The organism is Acinetobacter sp. CWB-G5, assembly GCF_019209785.1.
GTDB classification, from domain to species: domain Bacteria; phylum Pseudomonadota; class Gammaproteobacteria; order Pseudomonadales; family Moraxellaceae; genus Acinetobacter; species Acinetobacter johnsonii.
This window is the reverse complement of the sequence record NZ_JAHUTF010000003.1, coordinates 388823-410299: the sequence shown is the minus strand read 5'-3', so window position 1 is coordinate 410299 and position 21477 is coordinate 388823. Positions and strand designations below refer to the sequence as shown.

Here is a 21477-nt window from a genome sequence, read left to right as displayed (position 1 = left end):
ATGTTTGCAGAAAAGAAAATGATTCGAAATATGCGTATTGCCATGCTGAGCTTGTTGGGGGCAACAGCATCGACTTGGGTTTTTGCTGATGCTCTGGTCATCAGTAACATGGCTGTGGGTGAATACAAAGAAGAAGGCTCTACCGTAGTTCAAGTGGCACGTTCCAACTTGGTTCAAACCACGGTGATTCCTGTTTATAACCTCAGTTTGAAAGATAACCGAGCGGAATATGTGCGTCCAGGGCAGGCGGTCTATTATCACCATGTTCTAACCAATACTGGGAACGAACGCGATCTTTATAATTTGTTGGGCAGTCAAATTGCAGGGGGGAGTTTTACCCATAGCAATATTGAAATTTATTTAGATGCCGATCGAAATGGTGTTGCAGACAATAATACTCCAATTAGCCAATATAGCTTAAATGCTGGAGAGACGGTTGCACTGATTATTAAAGCCATTATTCCTTCATCAGCAGCCGTAAATAGCTCCAGTCAGATTCAACTCACAGTGACCTCTACACAACAACCCAGTCTGACTCAAAATAACATTGATACATCTCGCATCACGGATCAGGCAGTTTTAAATTTAACCAAGAGTTTTGATAAAACAACCGTCGTGAATGGGGATATCGCAACCGTCCGTTTAACCTATTTCAATAATGGTAATAACAGCGGTGTAGTGAATATCAGTGACTTGTTGGATACCACGCAGTTGACGTATGTCACGGGTAATGAAAACTGGAATGGGCAAGCACTGAATTCTGCGACAGGCAGTAATGATCCAACAGGCATTAATTATTACCTTGATACGGATGGTAAAACTATTCGTGCGCAAATCACCAATGTCCCTGCGAATGCGCAAGGCTATATTGAGTTCCGTGTTCGGGTTGCTCGTACTGCACCCGGTGAGATTCCCAACTTTGCCAATATGGACTATGACCATGATGGTTTGTCTACTACAGCAAATTTAACCACGCAGTCCAACACCGCAGTATTAAACATTAAACCGATTTATGGGGTGGTGATTAATGCGGATGTAAATAGTGTGAGTGGCACAGACTTACTGACTAAATCTGCGGTAAGTAGTGGTGGATCGGTTAGCTTTGAGAACTATGTGTGGAATACAGGAACGGTAGCAGATCGGTTCAATTTAAGTTTTGCTAGCCATAATTTACCGATAGGGAGTGTGCTGGAGTTCTATCGTGCAGATGGCGTAACCCCTCTGTTTGATAGCAATAATGATGGGATTGTTGATACGGGAACGCTAGATGCTGGCGCTAAACTTCCGATAATTGTGAAAATTACGTTCCCAGCAGACTATGTTGATACAGCCAATACTACATATAACATTGTGCCTAAAGCACAGTCGATAACAGACAATACCAAAACAGATACGGTACAAGATCGTACCTCACTGATTCAAAGTACAGCCTCTCGGTTGGTTGACCTGATCAATAGCCCTGAAACTACGGCAAATGGTACAGGAAATGGCAATGTGTCGAATGGTGGTTCGCCGTGGAAAATTTTAGCTGGGGTGAATAATCAAACGGTGGTGTTTCCACTCACTGTACGTCATACAGGTCAAGCGACGGCATATAGTTTTAGTGCCGATGCCGATAATAATTTTGCGACGGTTGCATTGCCAAGCGATGTCAGTTCGGTGCGCTATTTTGCTTCATCAACCACAGACTGCTCGGTGCTTGGATCAGAAATTACTTCAACGCGTTTGCTGAATAATGGGGAGTCTCAGCTTTATTGTGCGGTTGTGGAAATTCGAGCAGACGCAAAAAGCACAACCCAGCCGATTCCAATTTATTTTAAAGTGGCTTCTTCTAGTTTGCCTACCTCAGCACCAAACAGTGGCTATGATGTAATTCAAAATGCCATTACGATTAACTCAAATGCGAGTCAAGGTGGAGTAAGCTTAGAACCCGATTTACGTGGGCAAATTGCACCAGGAGGCAGTATTGTTTATACCCACACCTTAAAACCGTGGGGAACGTCTGTATTGTCAGGAACGGATAATTTAAGCGTTGCTAATGATCGAACTGGCTTTACCACAACACTTTATTATGATGCCAATAATGATGGGCAGTTAGATGCGTCTGATCCGATTATTCAAAACTTATCTATTGTGAATGCTTCTATTCTTAGCAGTAAAGCACCGATTCGTATCTTTAATAAAGTTGAAAATACCGCGTATAACACTGTTGGAGTTGTGAATACTTCCATCATTAGCCTAAAAAATAGTGCTGGGACGATATTAGATACGGCAACAGACATTACAACTATAACCACTGCGCCAGTCCGTTTGAGTAAGTTGCAAGCTAAAGATAATAATTGTGATGGCGTAGCGGATGGCGCGTATACCTCAAATGTCTTGCCGATTACACGTAATTCAGATGGGGCCGGGCAATGTGTTTTGTATCAATTGACGGTGAAGAATTTGGGTGCTTCGGCCATTGGTCGATTTAATTTTTATGATTATACCCCTGAAGCGATGGTGATGAGTAAAGCACCAAGTTGTACAAGCTGTGAAGTGGGTTCGCTTAGTGCGCCTGCACTAGGGCAAACAGGTGCAGTTAAGGGTTCAGTTGCGATAATAAAAAGCAATGAAAGTCATAGCTTGGAGTTTGGGGTGAAATATGTGGGGAACTAAAATGAAATGCATTCAGAAAAAAGTTATGGCTTCTGTTGTGCTTTCAGCAGTAGGGATTTCCTTGACGCATGCCTTGGTTCCACTCGGTGATAATCCAATCGCGATTGCTCGTTTTGAAGTTATTAATGCGAATACGCCTACAATTGTACAAGGCGATGTAGGCACACAAACGATTACCATTAAAAACTTTGGGCCGTCATCTGCGACAGCTACAAAAGTTGAAGTCAGGGCGGCTCTCACTACGGGTGTTAGTATTAGTCAGGTACGGACAGCATCTAATACATGTACATTGGCCAACTCCATTTATACTTGTAATATTGGGAGTGTCGCCAATGCAGGTACATTTGATATATATGTTGATTATTCAGTCGCTTCGACAGCCCCCATTTCAAATGCCACTCAACAAACGACCATTGCTGTGTCTAGTAATGAGGTAAACCCTGGAAGTGGGGTTGGTGAAAGTATTCATCGAGTTTGGGGGCAACCTGGAAGTACTCAAGAAACCAATCCTCAACCTTATGATGCATTTTGGGCGGGTCGTAATACAAGCCAAGCAGTATGTAGTGGTTCTACATGTGGAACTTATGCTGAGGAAACAAGTGCTATTGTAGGCGCATGGCCTGTAAGTGCGAAAAACCCGATTGGACAGTATCTCTCTAGTGCCGCTCGTGGTAGCAATAGTGGTGATAGTTATTATACCAATTTAGCCACATCCCCAAACCCAACCGTTGTTGAAGCAGTCACGAATTTGACAACTTATCCATATAGAAGTGTTTTATTGCCAACAGTGACGGCAACAAACAGTCGTGTGAATAATTTACGTGCGTGGGAATTTGAAACTTATGTTTATATTCCTGCATCCACCAGCAGTGTGAGTGCCTGTGTTGGAAATTCTGGAGCAGAAGTAGATGATGGGGCATATATTTCGATAACACCCCCATCAGGTTCTGCTACCGTGATTCAAGACCCAAGGGATAGCTTCCAATCGGGTGTTAGATATGAAGTTGCTACGACAATTTCAACAGGCGGTTATTATAAAGTTAACTACCGAATGCTGAACCAAAACACTTCAAATAAGTATTCGCAAGGGCAGTATGGTCCAATTGGAATGTCCTTTTCTGGTGGAACATGTAGTAATACGGAATTGCAACGTTTAACAGAAACTGGTTTTGGGACAGCGATTACTGTGGCTAAACGCAGTGATGATCTGGCTATTAGTAAAACTGTAGATAAAACTGTTGCTCAGGTTGGAGATGTCATTACCTACACGTTAAAGGTTTGGAATCAGGGTGAAAAAGCGATTTCAAATATTACCATATCAGATTTAATTCCTGATAATTTGGCTGGTTTATATCGCTATTGTGTAGCGAGTAGTGCCTCAGTGACCTGCCCGACAGTGTCCAATCCTGATGATTCCAATCAACTGAGTGTCATGGTCAATACCTTGCCTGTAGATAAAACAGGGAATACCAACTTCTTAAGTTTTATTATTTCAGGCTTGGTGTATAAAGAGCCAACATCATCAAACCAAATTACCAATACTGCAACAGTGGACTCAGCAGAAGCAAAAGAAATTGATTTAACCAATAATACAAGTGCCGTAAGTACAACGGTGAGTAAAAGTACTCCAATCACTAGTGGCAGTTCACAAAACCAATGTGTATCAGGTCAATCGGCTAATTTAGTTTCAGATACAGCTTTTAGAGCATATTTGGTTGATAATGCGAGCAGTGCTTATGATAATGCTTTAAAAACAGCAGGAACAAGCCCAACGATTTTGCCGAACTCTGTCATGTATGGTACGGGCACAAATGGTGCATTGCAGTTAAAAGGGCGTTTAAATTGGTCAAATGGTAGTCCTAAATCTAGTACCAGTGGAGCCACACTAAAAATTTTGGTCGATGGTGTGGTGTATGCAACCTTAGTCACTCCTGCCAAGAGTTCTAATACCCGAGCTTCATTTACTGCATTAAATGGTGCACAAGTGAACACTGCGGACTATGCAATTGGCTCGTATGGTACCGATCCCGTTGCTATCAATTTTACGATTACCTTACCTACAACAATAACAATGGCCAAAATAGTGCGGACCGAATTCCAAAATATTCGGCCAAATACCAGCACTTATGTGGGGGATGATGTTGGAATTGGTTTTAATGAACTCAATGTTTGTCTTAAACCGACTTTTGAAATGAATAAAGTGTCTGAAAATGGCACAGACAGTTTCAACTTTAGCTCTTTTTCAAATTTGAGCAATGCCAATGCTGAAACCATTACTAGTGGTGAAGTGGTCACAACGGTGGTTGGGGCTGCACAATCGGTTCGTTTAAAGAAAAGTACATCACCCGTCGAGCAAGGCTCATTATTGGCTTATGCAACACCAAATACAGCCATTAGCTTTACTGAATCAACATCGACTTTATATTCACTCAAAAGTATTGAATGTACGGATACCAATGCAGCAGTTTCGGGAAATAGTACTGCCAATTTGGGTGGCGTAAATGGCATGACCCAAACCATTCCTGCTGCAAATGTGAAATTTGCATCCAAGTTCGTCTGTCGTGTGACTAACAGTAAAAAAGCTGGCTATGTGTTTTCGGGGCGGGTGTTTAACGATAATAGTGGAACAACCTCGGATGTTTCTAAGGCATATAACGCAATTGTAGATGCAGGTGAATTGGGAATTGCGGGCAGTGTGGTTGAACTGCAAGATTGTAATAGTAAAGCTGTTTTAGCCTCTACAACCAGCAATGCCAATGGCGATTTTAAAATTCAAACCTTAGATGACGTATTTGCTGGGCGAAGTAATGTTTGTCTGGTACAGCGTAATCTGACGGGGTTTGATTCGGTGAGTTCTGCAAAAGCCAGTAGTGTGACAGCAACAGCCGACACAAGTAATGACTTCTTTATCATTCCTAAAGCCGCAAATGTGACTAGCTATGATGGTTTCTTGTTTGGTGATGCCGAGTTAAAATTGATCTTAAGCCAAAATGGACAAAAAACTATTGTGGCTGGAGATGTGGTGGATTATCCACATGAATTGATGGCTAAAAGTGTGATGAATGTGCTCAATTTAACGGAAAGCAAAGAGCAGCAACCTGCAAATAATCAGCCTTGGCAGAGTTTAGTTTACGTGGACAGCAACTGTAATGCGCAGTTAGATCAAGGTGAGAGTTTACTGACGAGCCGCACCATCACAGCCAATGAAAAAGTTTGTTTGATTCAGCGAGTGATTTCATCAACCACAGCGCAAGGTGGTGATCGGTTTATTGCGAGCTTTAAGGTCAATGGAAAAGGAACTTATAGCGCTGCCACTGTGAAAGAAAGTAATAGTGTGAATGACATTACGACTATTGGGACAGCAGGTTTAAACATCGGTAAGTTGGTTCGAAAAACATCTACATGTCCCGCACCTAGCAATAATACGACGCCGTTTACTGTGTCAAACCAAGCTGCGAAAGGGGATTATTTGGAATATCAAATCACCTATACCAACAATTCGAACAAAAACTTAGTTGATGTTGTTTTAAAAGATAGTGTTCCCGTGGGTACGGTTTATGGAACGATGTCGTGTACAGCTACAGGTTGTCAAACTGAGGCAAATGCAGGGCAGTTGAAATGGACAATTCCTGGTGTCTTGGCACCGAAACAAAAGGGGCAAGTGGGCTTCTGTGTACGCATTCCCGATTAATTAATTTTTGATATGGCAAGCCCCTTCTGGGATCTACATGAAGGGGCTTTTTATTGCTCATTTTTATAAAAGGGAGATGTAGTTTTTTTATGTATTTACTTGAAAAATATATTAAATAATAAGCGTGGGTTGAATAATTTAAAGACAGTTATAGCGTCTATTTTGTCCAGATGGTTCTCTCAGAAAAATAACATTTAGGACTTTTACAGAGCATTAAAATTTTTTCTATGAGCTATCATTTTTTGTATCTTTTACAAATGTTTCATTATGTAATTTGGTTTTAGAATAAAAATATAATAAATATCAGTGATTTGGTTGTTGTTGTGTGATTTTTTGTATCTATTGAAAACAACCTAAGGTGAACTAGTTAACATTTTTTTTAAATAATGTATGGTTGTTTGTGTGATTTTTGTTTAATATTGCTTTGAGATTTGTTGCATTAATTTATAAAAAAGTGATTAGTGTCACAAAAAGTTCGCATTGGTTCGCAGTGGATAAAATCATGTTAAACAAAAATTCTATGCTGAAAAAAATGACAATTAGTTTGATGTTTGTTGGGGTTGCTGCCAGTGCGATGGTGGCAACTGCAGCGACCAATAATGAGCCTGTCTCTGTTCAGCTTAAAGCGTTTAAAAAAGTTGTAGACAATAAGGGGAATGCACAATTTAAAGCTGCAGACTCAATTAAACCGCAGGATGTGATTGAGTATCGTGCGACTTATACCAACAACACGACAGGTAATATCAAAAGCTTAAAGGCGACATTACCGATTCCAGCCGATACCCAATATTTGGGTGAAAGTTTGCCTTCTGGTGCATTGGGAAGCACGGATGGTGTCAACTTTGCAGCAATGCCATTAAAGAAAAAAGTAGATGGCAAGTTGGTCAATATTCCATTGAAAGAATACCGTGCTTTACAGTGGCAGATTGCAGAGTTACCAGCAAAAAAGTCCGTAACGGTTAGTGCACAAGCCAAAGTAAATACTTCAAACGATTAATTTCTAAATTTTACACACATCATTCCGATGGAGTCGGGGGACTTTCATGTCTATGAATTTGAAAACAACAAAGCGAAATAACCTTTATTTGTCAATTGCGACAGTCTTAGGTGGGTTTGCTTTCTTTGCTACAGGCACCACATATGCAGCTGCACCAGCTGCGGGTACGAACATTAGTAACATTGCAACAGCATCGTATGTGGATGGTACGTCGACCACACGCACTGTCACTTCGAATGAAGTCAAAACGACTGTTTTACAAGTGGGTAGTTTCACACTTGAACAAGACCGTAGTGCGACTGCGAATCCGAACGGTGTGGTGACTCTATCACACGTCTTGACCAACACTGGTAATGGAACAGATAAGTTCACATTAAGTTTGGCAAACATCGCTGGTGATGCATTTGATTTCTCAAATATTGCGATTTATTTAGATGCGAACAAAGACGGCGTGCCTGATAACAACACCAATTTAATGGGGCAGGTTATTACCTTAAATGCGGGTGAGTCTGCAGGTTTAGTGGTTGTGGGTACAACGGCATCAACAGCTCAGGCAAATGACTTGGGTAAATTGACTTTATCAGCAGAAAGTACGTTCATCGGTTCAAGTGATATCAAAGTTAACACGGATACAGTGAAAATCGTGGGCGGCGCGGTGATTCAAGTCACAAAATCTGCCAATGTTACTGCTGTAACTCGTGGTGATACGGTGACTTATGAGTTGACCTATAAAAACACAGGTAATGCTGACGCAACAAATTTAACCATTGAAGATATCCTGCCAGCAGGTGTGACGTACGTTGCTGGGTCTGCGCGTTGGAGTGGTCAAACAGCGGCATTGACAGATGCTACTGGTGACGAAACAGCAGCGAAGTACGAATTTACCAATGGTAAAGCGCAATTGGTATTGGCATCAGTACCACGTAACAGCACAGGAAAATTAACATTCCAAGTAACAGTCAACGCAAGCGCACCAGCGGGTAAAATTACCAACATTGCAACATTTGACCCAGATGGTCCAGGTACAGAAAGTCCTCAACCTACTAACCCGTATGATGTCACAGTTCAGTCGACTTATATTGGTACGATCAATGATTTAGCAACAGACCCTTACTCAGATGCTGAAGTTGCGGGTTCTAAAGATGACTTAATCTCTACCACTGCTGTTCAAGGTTCACCTATCTTATTTGGTGCTTCAAGCTCAACTGAAGATATTTGGATTCATAACCTAGGTAATGTGACTGAGACATATAACATTAAAGTCGATAAATCTAAGCTACCAGCAGGTTCTATCGTTGAATTGTTAAAGTCAGATGGTAATACACCATTAACGGATACCAATGGTGACGCAAGTGTAGATAGTGGTCCATTGGCTTCAGGTGGTCATCTTGAAATTTCTGCACGTATTACTTTGCCTAATGGGTATACAGGGCCAATTACAGCTCCTGGCCTAGATACAATCTTAACCATTACACCTGTACATGGCACTCTATCAGATAAGATCACTTTACGTATTACTGACATCACTACTTCTAAAGTCGATTTGAGTAATGGTAAGGGTAATAAAGACTATATAGAAAATGATACTGCACTTACAGGTGAAGGTGCATATGTTGCGGCTAATATTGTAACGACAGTAACGACTAAACCTGGTGTTGCAGGAACATTCCCGATAGCTGTGACCAATGGTGGTTCAACTGCAGACAATTATAACTTTGGTACTGATCAACCATTACCATCAGGTTGGACTGTTGAGTACTTTGTTGCTGACTCAACTGGTGTATGTTCTTCAACTAAAGTGACCAACACAGGTGCAATTCAGCCAAATGCAACGGCTTATTTCTGTGCCAAAGTGACGCCATCAACCGATGCAACACCTGCAAATAGCCAAGATATTGTCTTCACGATTAACTCTCCTGCAACTGGCTTAACTGACAAGATGAAAGATCGTCTTGTTGTAGAAGCTGTTCGTGGACTGTCGTTCTTAGCTGATCAACAAGGTCAGGTCGCTCCAGGCGGTACGATTGTTTATAAGCATACTTTGACCAACAACGGTAACGTTGTAGAAGGGGTGACAGGGGGAAGTACACTTCCATTTGCAATCACGCATGACCCATCAAATAGTGGCTTTGTAACCTCAGTTTATGTGGACAAAAACAATAATGGTGTTGCCGACGCGAGTGAGTTGGTTACTGGTGCTGATCTTAATGCGTGGCTAACAGCGACGAATGGTGCAGATGGTCTTTCGCCAAATGAAAGCGTCAGTATTTTGGTGAAAGTTGAAGCACCAAGTAATGCAACTGCGGGTCAGGCCGATCTATCTATTGTAACCATCACTCCGACAGGTGAGTTGAACAGTATTGCTGCCCCAGCTGCTGTCACTGTAACTGATAAAACTACAGTGAACATTGGTCAAGTCCGTTTGGAAAAATTACAAGCGCTAGACGCTGATTGTAATGGCGCTGAAGAAGGCAATTTCGGAACATCGACGCTTCAAGCAAAACCAGGTGCTTGTATCATTTACCAAATTAAGGCGGTGAATGATGGTAACCAAGCAGTAACTAAAGTTGTGATCACGGATGCTGTGCCAAGTTATACCACTTTAGGTACAACACCAGCAGCTGCACTAGATCCTGCATCAAAAGGTACGGTATCGAATACAGCAAACAATTTGAAATCAACTGAGTTTGCTTTAGCACCTTCTGAAACGGTCACAATGAAGTTCAGCGTTAAGGTCGATGGACAATAATTAAGACATAACATTAATAACTATTTTTGTGGATAGGCATTGTCAAAATGCCTATCCCTTAACCTTGTTTTACTTGGTATTGGGGTATTTTCGTGATTAAACGAGTTCAGCCGCTATATAATCATAAGATCAAGCTCATTTTCTCAAGCTTAGCAACCGCTATGGCTTTGGTAAATCATGCTTATGCTGTGATGCCTGCTGCTGGGCAAAATATCACCAATACTGCGTATGCCAGTTTTGTACAAAAGGACGGTTTGATTGGTCAGGCCGTTTCCAATACTGTTCAAGTGACGATTAATCCCCAATATGTCATTAGTCTGACTTCACCAGCTCGTCAGGAAATCAATGCGGGTGCAAAAGTTATTTGGTTAAACACTTTAACTAATCACAGTAATACACAAGCCGATATTTCAATTGATAAAAATTCGGTTCCAGAATTATCCAATATAAAAATTTATGTCGACAGTAATCAAAATGGTGAGTTTGATCGTTCAGACTTATTGGTGACAGGGCATTTGAGTTTAGAAAGCGGTCAAAAAGTTGACCTATGGGTCATCGCTGATTCATCGAGCTCTTTGAATGATAGTCAACAAGTTGATTTACCACTGCGTGCATATGTCATTCAGGATCCAACAGCTATTGCAGATGCTGTTAACGGCTTAATTAGTTTTTTACCTCAGTTAACGGCAACCAAGGCTGTCGATAAAAGTAGTTTCGAACCCAAAGCGGGTCAGTCTTACGATTTAACTTATAGCTTAAACGTAAAAAATACCTCTACGCGCAACTCGGGTACTAAGCCGATTGAGGTCGATGGGCAAACCATTAATGCTGTGGTGTTATTGGACGAGTTACCAGCCAACACCACGTTTAAATCAGCAAAAGCAAATAACTCAAAAGCTTTAGTGCTATATCCATTAGGGCAAGATAAATTTACCCAGCAGATCCCGAATGATAAATCACTCATCAATACTTTAGTGGTGGCTTATCCGCAAGCGTTAGCAGCCAATGCGACTGAAACGGTTGAACTGGTTGTGACGATGAACCCTAATATTAGTCGTACATCGATTTCCAACATCTTTAGTGTTGAGCATGGCCTAGTCTCAAATATTAAAAAGACTCTGTCGAATGAAGTGGTCACCACGGTGGGTGGACGCCCTTCCATCACTAATAACAGCAAAGATTATTCTAATATTTTAGCGACTGGCAGTTTAACTAAGCCGTTGTATATTGCTGCAAATAGTGCCATGTGTAATGCCACGCGCAGCAGTGTAGACAAAGTTAAAATCAAAGTTCAATCGACGAAAACTGGTGATGTTGAATATGTACAGGGTGTTGAAACAGGCATCAACACAGGCATATTCCGTTTTTCATTACCTACGCAGGAGTCTGCGACAGCACAGCAGAATGATCAGATTTTACAAACGGTTAAGCGTGATCAAGTGGTTGTTAGCTTAACGGATTGCTTGGATGAAAATGGTAACTCCACAACCAGTATCAGTGATGTAGATACCAATGTACTCATTGATCCATATGGTGTGGTTTTTGATGCCAAAACCAATCAACCTGTTGCGGGTGCAACCGTTACTTTATTGGATGCCAATGGTAAACCTGCTGAAAATGTTGCTTATAAACTAGATGAAACCACAGGGGACAAAGTTGCTATTCCTGCAAAGCAGGTAACCAATAGTGATGGTGAGTTTATTTACCCTTATGTTGATAATGGTACTTATAGCTTATATATCGACACCTCTACGATTGCAGGTGGAACCCGCTATAAATTTACCAGTGATAAAACCATTTATAATAATTTTGATCAGCGTGTGGTTGATGCGTCATGGTCTTATGGCGGAAACTTCACTTTAAAAACAGGTGATGCTGCACTCAATATTGATATCCCAATCGACCCAGTTGATATTGTGACGCCAATTAATGACAAATTGGTCATTAAAAAAGAAGTAGTGGGCGATAAAACAGCTGAGATTGGTGACTTTAAAGATTATATGGTGACGGTTGCCAATATGGGTGACTCAACACTGTATGACGTCAATATGAAAGATACTTTGCCACGTGGCTTTGTGTATGTGTCAGGCACTACACGGGTCAATGGTCAAAAGAGTAAAGACCCTCAGGGTGGCAAAGGTCCTTATTTAACTTTAGGTTTAGGGACACTGACACCGAAACAAGAAGCGAAAGTTCAATATCGTGTGTATGTTGGGCCAAATGCTTTAAGTGGCGATGGGATTAACCGTGTTTATGCGCAAGACAATAAAAATACGACTTCAAATGAAGCGCAAGCGGCAGTCAAAGTGACACCGGGAGTATTTAGTCCAGATGGTTTTGTGGTAGGTAAAGTCTTTACCGATTGTAACCGCAATGGAGTGCAAGATGCAGGTGAGCTGGGCGTACCGGGCGTTCGTATTTACATGGAAGATGGGAACTTTGTGGTCACTGACCGTGAAGGGAAATATAACTTCTATGGCATTAAACCAATTACGCATGTCCTGAAAGTCGACAATACCACTTTACCGAATAATGCCGAATTGGTACTGATTAGTAACCGTCAAGCGGGTGATCCAGCCAGCCGATTTGTGGACCTAAAACGTGGTGAATTGCACCGTGCCGATTTCGCGATTGCAGATACCGCAGGCGAATGTAGTCAGGCATTGGCAACACAAATTGAAGTCCGTCGTAGCAAAATTGATGCACAACTTGATGCACTTGAGCAAACCTTACGCCAAGATTTAAACGTAGATGCACAGAGCAGTTATGTGACTGATGTTCAAGGTCAGCCTGCAAGTGGTTGTATTAGTGCTTCAGGGGCTTCGGCAAACTGTAATATTGAATATAAAAAAGAACAGATTAAAGACGTTAAAACGGTTCAAGTTGAACCCGTTAAAACACCAACGATTTTAGATTTAGAGCAAGAACTACAACGTTCTGAGTCGAACCAACTTGCAATTTTGAACTTAAATGAACAGCAAGTACTACCTTCACAACAAGCAACCATTCAGGTGAAAGGTGCTTTAGGAACCGACATCCGTTTATTTGTGAATGATGAGCAAATTTCTGAAAAACGTATTGGTAAAAAAGCAGCTTATCAGGAGCATGGTGTTGCTGGTTTAGACTTTATTGGTGTGCCGCTACTTGCAGGCAAAAACACAGTTGCAGTTCGCCAGTACGACAGCTTTGGCAATTTACGTGACCAACAGCAAGTGACAGTAATCGCACCAGATGCAATGAGTCAACTGGCTGCACAGCCTGTAGAACAAGTGGTTTATGCCAATGGCAAAGACGTTTATCAAGTTGTTGTTAAGGTGCTTGACCGCAATGGCACGGCTGTTGCAACACGTACCCCAATTACGATAGAAACATCGGTGGGAACGGTTCAACTCAAAGATTTAGATCCAGATAAACCGGGTATTCAAGTTTTTGCTGAAGGTGGCTCACTGGTGATCCCAGTCCTTGCGCCATTAGAAGCAGGTTCAGGTGTGCTGCGTATTCGTAGTGGTATTTATGAGCAGACTGTTCCAGTTCGCTTTTTAGCAGAATTACGCCCAATGTTGGTTGCGGGGATTATCGAAGGTTCATTTGCAATGAACAAATTCGACCCAAAAAATTTATCACAGAGTTCGACTCAAGATGGCTTTGAAGAAGAACTGAATGATTTATCCAGTTCAGGCGATGGTGAAACTGCCATTCGTGGCCGTGCAGCCTTGTTCCTGAAAGGCAAGGTACGTGGGGATTATTTACTGACTTTAGCTTACGACTCAAGCAAAGAAAATAATCAGCGTCTATTCCGTGATATTCGCCCAGATGAATATTACCCCGTGTATGGTGATGCATCGGCAAAAGGGTTTGATGCGCAGTCCACCAGTAAACTGTATGTCCGTGTGGATAAGGGACGTTCTTATGCCATGTATGGGGACTATGTTACACGTACTGAAAATGACGAAGGGCTTTCACTGGGGCAATACAGCCGTTCATTGACAGGTCTGAAGTCAACTGTTGAAGGGGATCGTTACCAAGTTTCGGGCTTCGCAGCACGAACCAATGCAACGCAAATCGTGAATGAATTACGTGCAATGGGGGTTTCTGGCCCATATTCTTTAGGTATTGATACCGACGATATTTTAGAAAATAGTGAAAAGGTGGAAGTGATTGTTCGTGATCGTAACAATCCAGGTTTGATTATTGCGCAGCGTACTTTAAATCGCTTCAGCGACTACCAAGTAGATACCTATACCAACAGTATTTACCTGACCTCACCGTTGAGCAGTATTGATGAAAACCTGAATCCTGTTTATCTACGGATTACGGTAGAGTCGGATCAAGGGGGGCAGGAATATACCGTTGCTGGCGTGAATGGCCATTATAAACTCAATGACAAAGTGACGGTGGGTGGCTCTTATATTCAAAATGATGATCCTATGGATCAAGAGAAAATTGCCAGTGCCAATACCGTCATTCATTGGAATGATAAGACCAAACTGATTGCGGAATATGCATATTCTGACCACGATGCCCTAAACCTTGACCAATTGACAGATGTGAATGCGTCAAATAGTACAGACACATCTGGTGATGGCACAGCGGCACGCGTTGAATTGGAATACAAAAATGACAAGGTCGATTTACGTGCTTACCATCAACAAGCAGATGAAGGTTTCCGTAATGCGGCGTCTTCAATCAGTTCAGGGCGCAAAGAAAGTGCAGTCAAACTCAATGCACGTTTAGATCAGTTTGGTATTTTACGTGTTGAAGCGGTAAGAACTGAAGATAGCGTGAATGAAGGTGTTCGCCATGGCGTGAGCGCTTCGATTGAGAAAGCGATTAACCGTATTGTAAGTTTAGAGCTGGGTGCACGTTATTATAATGAGTCAGCCAATGCAGCCAGTGCTTCAACCCAAAGTGTTGAAACGCCATATGACGGCACCACTGTGCGCGCCAAATTAAAAACAGCACTCCCTTTTGATGGTTCAAGTGCTTTCCTAGAATATGAGCAAGACATCGCGGATAGTGACCGCCGTGTATTTGCTGTGGGCGGTGATGCACAAGTTTATAAAAATATTCATGCCTATGCGCGCCATGAGTTCATTTCAAGTATAGGCGGATTATACGAACTCAATGACACGCAAAAACGTAATACCACCGTTTTTGGTTTAGACAGTGAATATATGCGTGATGGCTCTGTGTTTAGTGAATATCGTGTACGTGATGGTATGAGCGCACGTGAAGCTGAAGCCGCGATGGGTGTGCGTAATCGTTGGCAGCTTAAAGAAGGTCTATTCTTTAATACCAGTTTTGAAAAAGTAAAAGTCTTTGAAGGTGAAAATAAAGATTCACTAGAGTCCACTGCGGCGACTTTGGGCTTTGAACACCTTTCCAATCCACGCTGGAAAAATGTGGCACGTATAGAAGGGCGCTGGTCTAATCAAAGTGATAGCTATTTAAATACTTTAGGTACAGCATACAAGTATTCAGACGAAGTGACTTTATTGGCTAAAAATGTTTTGAATATTACCGACAATAAGTCTGCAGATTCTGGCGATCGCGTGATTGACCGTGTTCAGGTCGGTGCTGCATATCGTGATTTGGCAACCAATCGTTTTGACTCATTGAGCAAAATTGAATATCGCTACGAGAAAAATGAAACAACGCTGAATGATCCATATGAGCGCAATGTTTATATCATGTCTCATCATATGAATTATCATCCAACACGTTCGGTGCATGTATCTGGGCAATATGCGGTTAAATATTTGGATGAAACTTATGATCTACTGCAAACCAGTGGTATGACTCAAATGCTCAACAGTCGTTTTATGTACGACATTAATGAGCGTTGGGATGCAGGAGTGAATGCTGGCGTGATGTGGAACAGTGTTTCGGATGGAACCAAGTTGATGGCAGGGGTTGAAGTGGGTTATCTACTAGCGTCGAACCTTTGGGTTTCAGGTGGATATAACTTTGTGGGCTATCAAGATAAAGATCTGATCGATAGTGATACAACGATGGATGGTGCATATTTCCGTTTCCGCTTCAAATTTGACGAAAACCTATTTAACAAAAATAAGCCTTCAGTCAATAAAGCCTTGGAGCCTAAATAATGTTGAAACACTATGCTAAACATGTATTGTGGCTTCTGGCTTTGGGTACGGTGGTGGCGCATGCTGCAGAGGTCCCTGTCAGCTCAAGTTATCCAGTTTCGCAGCAACATGTGCATGAGCAATTGCACACTGCATTTGGGCAAGCGACGGACGTACGAGACAAGTACCAGTTAGAAAAAGCACGAACATGGCTGAGTTATGCTGACCATGAATATAGTGAAAAAGCGAAGCGTCAAAATATTGATCTGATCTATCAGCAGGTTTTAGAGATTGTATATGCAGATCAGCGTGCAACGTTAAGTGTAGAAACAGCAATGCTAGCGTTTTCCCAACTGATGCGCCGTGATTTATGGACGCGTGCCGCAACCCTAAAAACACAGACTGGGTTTCAATGTGCCTATAAAGAACTTGCACAAGCTGAAGTGAATTTGGTTTGGGCAGCTGCTGAGTACCGTGAATTAGGTTGGCATCATTCGCGTGAGATTTTTGCTTCAGCAGAACGTTTGATGGATCAAGCCACTTATTTATCTGAAAACTGTGGCACACTTTAACTTAACGCAGTTCGCTTTTTAGAAAAATTGCAGCAACTGCAATCAGTACACACATGAAAAAAGGAGCCTTTCAGCTCCTTTTATTTTTAAATCTTTTCAATGCGACAATAATAAAAACCATCGCCACGCCCTACTTGTGGGAGTAGTTGGCGACCATAAATCTGCTCAATACCCCAATCGGCATCAATTTTAATTTCTTTCGTATCCGTATGTTCAGCAAAGAAGTCGACCATTTGCTGTTCATTTTCGGCTTTCAAAATCGAGCAGGTGATGTATAACAATGTGCCGCCCACTTTGAGCTGTTGCCACATATTTTCAAGAATCTGCTTTTGCAGCTGTACCGTTTTGGCAATATCCCCTGACTGACGCAGTAAACGGATATCGGGATGGCGACGGATCACCCCAATGGCAGAGCAAGGTGCATCCAGTACGATACAATCCGCCAGTTCAGGCGATGTCCATTTCACTGCATCGGCAGTGATAATGTCGACATACTTTTCATTTAAAGCCAAACGCTCTAAGTTTTCAGAGACACGTTTTAAGCGTTTTTCATCTTGGTCGAGTGCAATCAGTTTTTTCGGCTGATACATCTCTAAAATATGCGCTGTCTTGCCGCCAGGTGCTGCACAGGCATCAATCACGAATTTGCCGTTCAAGTCAGGTAACAATGTTGCACAGAGTTGAGCATGTTCATCTTGTACTGAAAAACCACCTACTTCAAAACCCGGTAGGCTTGGGATATGAAGACTGTCATCCAACACAATGCCGACATTTGAAAGTTCACAGGCATGGGCTTCAATGCCTTCATCTTCTAAAATTTCAAGATATTCGTCACGGCTGACTTGTAAGGTGTTCACTCTTAAGGTTAAGGGTGCAACTTGTTTCAGCTCGTAGCTGATTTCAGCCAGTTGCTCGCCCCAGTCCTTTTTCAAACGTTTGGATAACCAACTTGGCAGATTCGAGGCTTGTTCTAGAACATCGTAGAACTGTTCCGTTTCACGTGTTGCACGGCGCAAAATAGCATTCACCACACCACTTAAGCTTTCCATACCCAATTGTTTGACTGCTTCTACCGTTTCAGAAATCGCGGCATGTGCTGCAACGCGGGTACATAGCAATTGGTATAAACCTACATATAAACAGGTTTCAACGACTTGGTTTTCCAGTGGCTTAGTCAACAACGGTAAAGTCACTTGTTTAAGTGCATGCCATTGACGTAAGCAGCCAAGAACTAATTCATGGTACAAGGCACGGTCTTTGTCAGACACAATCGCCATGTGTTGCTGAAGCACCGATGCCAGTGATTGACCATTTTGGACAGCCAATAACGTTTTAACAACCTGAGCACGTAAGTTTAGAGTCTTACCTGAGGCGTGGGGAGATTGTTTCATTATAAAATTTGTCCAATATTCAGTTTTTGGGTTTGTAAAATTTGTACGGCATTTAGGGGTTTACCACCCGGCCATTGCAGAGAGCTTAAACACACCGCGTGTTCATCGCCACAAGCCACATGAACACCATGTTTATCAATGGCTAAAATGGTGCCTGCAGCTTGAGCTTGGGCATTTTCTTGAGACAACATCGAACCCCAAACGCGCAGATTATTGCTTTCATCCAGTGCGATAAATGCGACAGGCCATGGGTTAAATGCACGAATATTACGGTCGATTTGTACCGCTGTTGAAGTCCAATCAATTTGCGCTTCAGCCTTAGAGAGTTTGTGTGCATAGACTGTCAAAGCTTCATCTTGCACTTCGCGGTTGTCTAAATAGTGCTGCAATGTGCTTTCAGAGGCTAAAACTTTGACCGTCGCCTCGGCCCCTTGTTGTGCCAATTTGTCATGCAAGCTTGCGGAGGTATCTGTGGCTTCAATGGGGCAGTAGGTTTTATACATCATATCGCCCGTATCCAAACCTGCGGCCATTTTCATAATGGTGACCCCAGTTTCGGTATCTCCAGTAGAAATTGCGCGTTGAATAGGCGCTGCACCCCGCCAGCGGGGCAACAGTGAACCGTGAATGTTCAAACAGCCATATTTAGGCGTATCCAAAACCACTTGCGGCAAAATCAGGCCATAAGCAGCCACCACCATGACATCTGCATTTAAGGCCTTGAGTTCAGCTTGAGCAGCCAGACCTTCTTCGGTTGAAGACTTAAAATGCAGTGGTTGATAGACAGGAATATCATGCGCTAAAGCCAACTGCTTCACGGCTGAAGCGGTAAGTTTCTGCCCACGACCTGCTTTACGGTCAGGTTGCGTATAGACGGCTACAATTTCATGTTCTGTTTTTAGGAGAGCGTCTAATGCCACAGCCGCAAATTCGGGCGTGCCTGCAAAGATGATTTTCAAGAAATACTCGGAAAAAAGGAGAAGATTAAAACAATTATAGCAAAACTCGAGCAGCTACAGATTTATCCTGCATAAAAAGCCGATAGAGTAGTTCTAACTAGATGATGTGCGAGAGTTTTATTCAAAAAATAGCGCAAGGATCCTTGCTGGCACATCACTCAAAATCTGTATTTCATATAAATAAAACTCATGCAAAATTTAAAAATTATTCATAGAAGTTTTGTATTGCAAGGCGATTGAACGCGTTATAGTAGTTTCCATATGCAATTGAATGTCAGCTCATCGGTTAAAATGTAGCGCGCAAACTTACTGCCTTCGGTAATTTAGGTCGAGATGCCTAAAAACGAGATTTACGCAGAATGCGAATATGCTATGTTTAAATTTTTGACAGTTTGACACTCTCAGAACTCAGATTTTAGCCAGAGTGAATGTGGACATTCATCTCAAGCACAACTATGTTGGAAAAGTACAATGCCTGACTATCGTTCAAAAACATCAACACACGGAAGAAACATGGCGGGTGCGCGTGGCTTATGGCGCGCAACGGGGATGAAAGACGAAGACTTTGGTAAGCCGATTATTGCGGTAGTCAACTCATTCACTCAATTTGTACCGGGTCACGTTCATTTAAAAGACTTAGGTCAACTTGTAGCACGCCAAATTGAGGCGGCAGGTGGCGTAGCTAAAGAATTTAATACCATTGCCGTTGATGATGGGATCGCGATGGGCCACGATGGCATGCTGTATTCATTGCCTTCACGTGACTTGATTGCGGACTCGGTGGAATACATGGTCAATGCACACTGTGCTGATGCGATGGTGTGTATTTCGAACTGTGACAAAATTACCCCGGGCATGTTGATGGCGTCTATGCGCCTGAATATTCCTGTGGTGTTCGTCTCTGGTGGGCCGATGGAAGCGGGTAAAGTAAAAATCCGTGGAAATGAACACGCGATTGACCTTGTTGATGCCATGATTGTCGCAGCAGATGATAGTTTCACCGATGAAGAAGTGGCGGAATACGAACGTTCAGCTTGTCCAACGTGTGGTTCATGTTCAGGTATGTTTACTGCAAACTCAATGAACTGTTTAACCGAAGCTTTGGGCCTATCCCTTCCGGGCAATGGTTCAACCTTAGCGACCCATGCGAATCGTAAAAAATTATTCGAACGCGCTGGTCATTTGATCGTTGAAATTACCAAACGTCATTACGAACAAAACGATTACAGCTTGTTGCCACGTTCAATTGCCACTAAAGCAGCCTTTGAAAATGCCATGACGCTTGATATTTCAATGGGCGGTTCAACCAATACCGTTTTGCACTTGTTGGCAGCTGCACACGAAGCTGAAGTTGACTTTACGATGACCGATATTGACCGTTTGTCACGTAAAGTTCCTGTGCTGTGTAAAGTTGCACCTGCAAAACAAGATGTGCACATGGAAGATGTCCATCGTGCAGGTGGTATCATGTCGATCTTGGGTGAGTTAGACCGTGCAGGTTTATTGGATACGTCTGTACCCACTGTGCATGAAAAAACCTTAAAAGATGCTTTGGACAAGTGGGACATCATCCGTACTGAAGATGAAGAAGTGTATCAATTCTTCCGTTCAGCACCGGGTGGTGTGCCGACGCAAACTGCATTCTCACAAGACCGTTACTACTCTCGTTTAGATGGTGACCGTAACAATGGCGTGATTCGTAATGCTGAACACGCTTTCTCTCAAGATGGTGGTTTGGCTGTTCTGTACGGCAACATTGCCCTTGAAGGCTGTATTGTGAAAACCGCAGGGGTGGATGATTCCATCTTGAAATTTAACGGCACCGCGCGTGTTTTTGAAAGCCAAGATGCTGCGGTAGAAGCGATTCTAGGTGGCAAAATCACTGCTGGTGATGTAGTCGTCATTCGTTACGAAGGTCCGCGTGGTGGTCCGGGTATGCAAGAAATGTTGTATCCAACCAGTTATTTAAAATCGAAAGGCCTTGGTAAAGACTGTGCTTTACTCACCGATGGTCGTTTCTCGGGCGGTTCATCAGGTCTGTCTATTGGTCACGTGTCTCCTGAAGCGGCTGAAGGCGGTGCGATTGGTTTGGTTGAAGATGGTGACCGTATTGAAATCGATATTCCAAACCGTAGTATTCACTTGGCCGTGGATGAAGCAACCATGGCTGCGCGTCGTGAAGTGCAAGAAGCCAAAGGCTGGCAACCTGCTGAACAGCGTCCACGTAAAGTCTCTAAAGCCTTAAAAGCTTATGCAATGCATACTACCAGTGCGTCTAAAGGTGCGGTACGTGACATTTAATTGCTAGTCTTTGAATGATGAGAAAGAGCACTCCATTTGGGGTGCTTTTTTATTGATTGATGAAAATAGCACA

General features: G+C 42.5%; 9 protein-coding genes. 7 read left to right on the top strand and 2 right to left on the bottom strand.

From position 1 onward, the window contains the following. The 6 genes from KVY11_RS08720 to KVY11_RS08695 all read left to right on the top strand — a co-directional run bounded on the left by KVY11_RS08720 (nucleotide 1) and on the right by KVY11_RS08695 (nucleotide 16753). Nucleotides 1-2658: a DUF11 domain-containing protein gene (locus tag KVY11_RS08720; RefSeq protein WP_218288676.1), complete on the top strand. Its 2658-nt coding sequence runs from the start codon at nucleotides 1-3 to the stop codon at nucleotides 2656-2658. A 1-nt stretch (nucleotide 2659) separates the two neighbouring features. Continuing rightward, the gene (locus KVY11_RS08715) at nucleotides 2660-6349 is read left to right on the top strand and encodes a DUF11 domain-containing protein (protein WP_218288675.1); all 3690 of its coding nucleotides are present in this window, start codon (nucleotides 2660-2662) and stop codon (nucleotides 6347-6349) included. 502 nt (nucleotides 6350-6851) lie between these two features. Further along, nucleotides 6852-7346: a hypothetical protein gene (locus KVY11_RS08710; protein ID WP_218288674.1), complete on the top strand. Its 495-nt coding sequence runs from the start codon at nucleotides 6852-6854 to the stop codon at nucleotides 7344-7346. 46 nt (nucleotides 7347-7392) lie between these two features. After that, nucleotides 7393-10095 (top strand): DUF11 domain-containing protein, encoded by a 2703-nt coding sequence (locus tag KVY11_RS08705; RefSeq protein WP_218288673.1) that lies wholly within the window; start codon nucleotides 7393-7395, stop codon nucleotides 10093-10095. A gap of 161 nt (nucleotides 10096-10256) precedes the next feature. Beyond that, nucleotides 10257-16202: an SdrD B-like domain-containing protein gene (locus KVY11_RS08700; protein WP_256350725.1), complete on the top strand. Its 5946-nt coding sequence runs from the start codon at nucleotides 10257-10259 to the stop codon at nucleotides 16200-16202. Then, nucleotides 16202-16753 carry a hypothetical protein gene (locus KVY11_RS08695; RefSeq protein WP_168158779.1) on the top strand — a complete coding sequence of 184 codons (552 nt, stop codon included), beginning with the start codon at nucleotides 16202-16204 and terminating at the stop codon, nucleotides 16751-16753. Before KVY11_RS08700 ends, KVY11_RS08695 begins: the two co-directional genes overlap by 1 nt. Before the next feature lie 86 nt (nucleotides 16754-16839). Here KVY11_RS08695 and rsmB read toward each other — a convergent pair whose 3' ends face one another. Together rsmB and fmt are read right to left on the bottom strand one after the other, a co-directional pair. Continuing rightward, the gene (rsmB, locus tag KVY11_RS08690; protein ID WP_218288672.1) at nucleotides 16840-18144 is read right to left on the bottom strand and encodes a 16S rRNA (cytosine(967)-C(5))-methyltransferase RsmB; all 1305 of its coding nucleotides are present in this window, start codon (nucleotides 18142-18144) and stop codon (nucleotides 16840-16842) included. Further along, nucleotides 18144-19103, bottom strand: a complete 960-nt coding sequence (fmt, locus tag KVY11_RS08685) for a methionyl-tRNA formyltransferase (protein WP_218288671.1) — start codon at nucleotides 19101-19103, stop codon at nucleotides 18144-18146. Before fmt ends, rsmB begins: the two co-directional genes overlap by 1 nt. 471 nt (nucleotides 19104-19574) lie before the next feature. Between fmt and ilvD the strand changes: the two genes are divergently transcribed. Beyond that, entirely contained in the window at nucleotides 19575-21404 is a 1830-nt protein-coding gene (gene ilvD / locus KVY11_RS08680; RefSeq protein ID WP_218288670.1) for a dihydroxy-acid dehydratase, read from the top strand. Nucleotides 21405-21477 lie beyond the last annotated feature (73 nt).

What these genes read in the sequence shown, in the direction of transcription:
- KVY11_RS08720 (WP_218288676.1), top strand. Translation starts at nt 1, where the DNA reads ATGTTTGCAGAAAAGAAAATGATTCGAAATATGCGTATTGCCATGCTG.
- KVY11_RS08715 (WP_218288675.1), top strand. Translation starts at nt 2,660, where the DNA reads ATGAAATGCATTCAGAAAAAAGTTATGGCTTCTGTTGTGCTTTCAGCA.
- KVY11_RS08710 (WP_218288674.1), top strand. Translation starts at nt 6,852, where the DNA reads ATGTTAAACAAAAATTCTATGCTGAAAAAAATGACAATTAGTTTGATG.
- KVY11_RS08705 (WP_218288673.1), top strand. Translation starts at nt 7,393, where the DNA reads ATGTCTATGAATTTGAAAACAACAAAGCGAAATAACCTTTATTTGTCA.
- KVY11_RS08700 (WP_256350725.1), top strand. Translation starts at nt 10,257, where the DNA reads ATGGCTTTGGTAAATCATGCTTATGCTGTGATGCCTGCTGCTGGGCAA.
- KVY11_RS08695 (WP_168158779.1), top strand. Translation starts at nt 16,202, where the DNA reads ATGTTGAAACACTATGCTAAACATGTATTGTGGCTTCTGGCTTTGGGT.
- rsmB (WP_218288672.1), bottom strand. Translation starts at nt 18,144, where the DNA reads ATGAAACAATCTCCCCACGCCTCAGGTAAGACTCTAAACTTACGTGCT.
- ilvD (WP_218288670.1), top strand. Translation starts at nt 19,575, where the DNA reads ATGCCTGACTATCGTTCAAAAACATCAACACACGGAAGAAACATGGCG.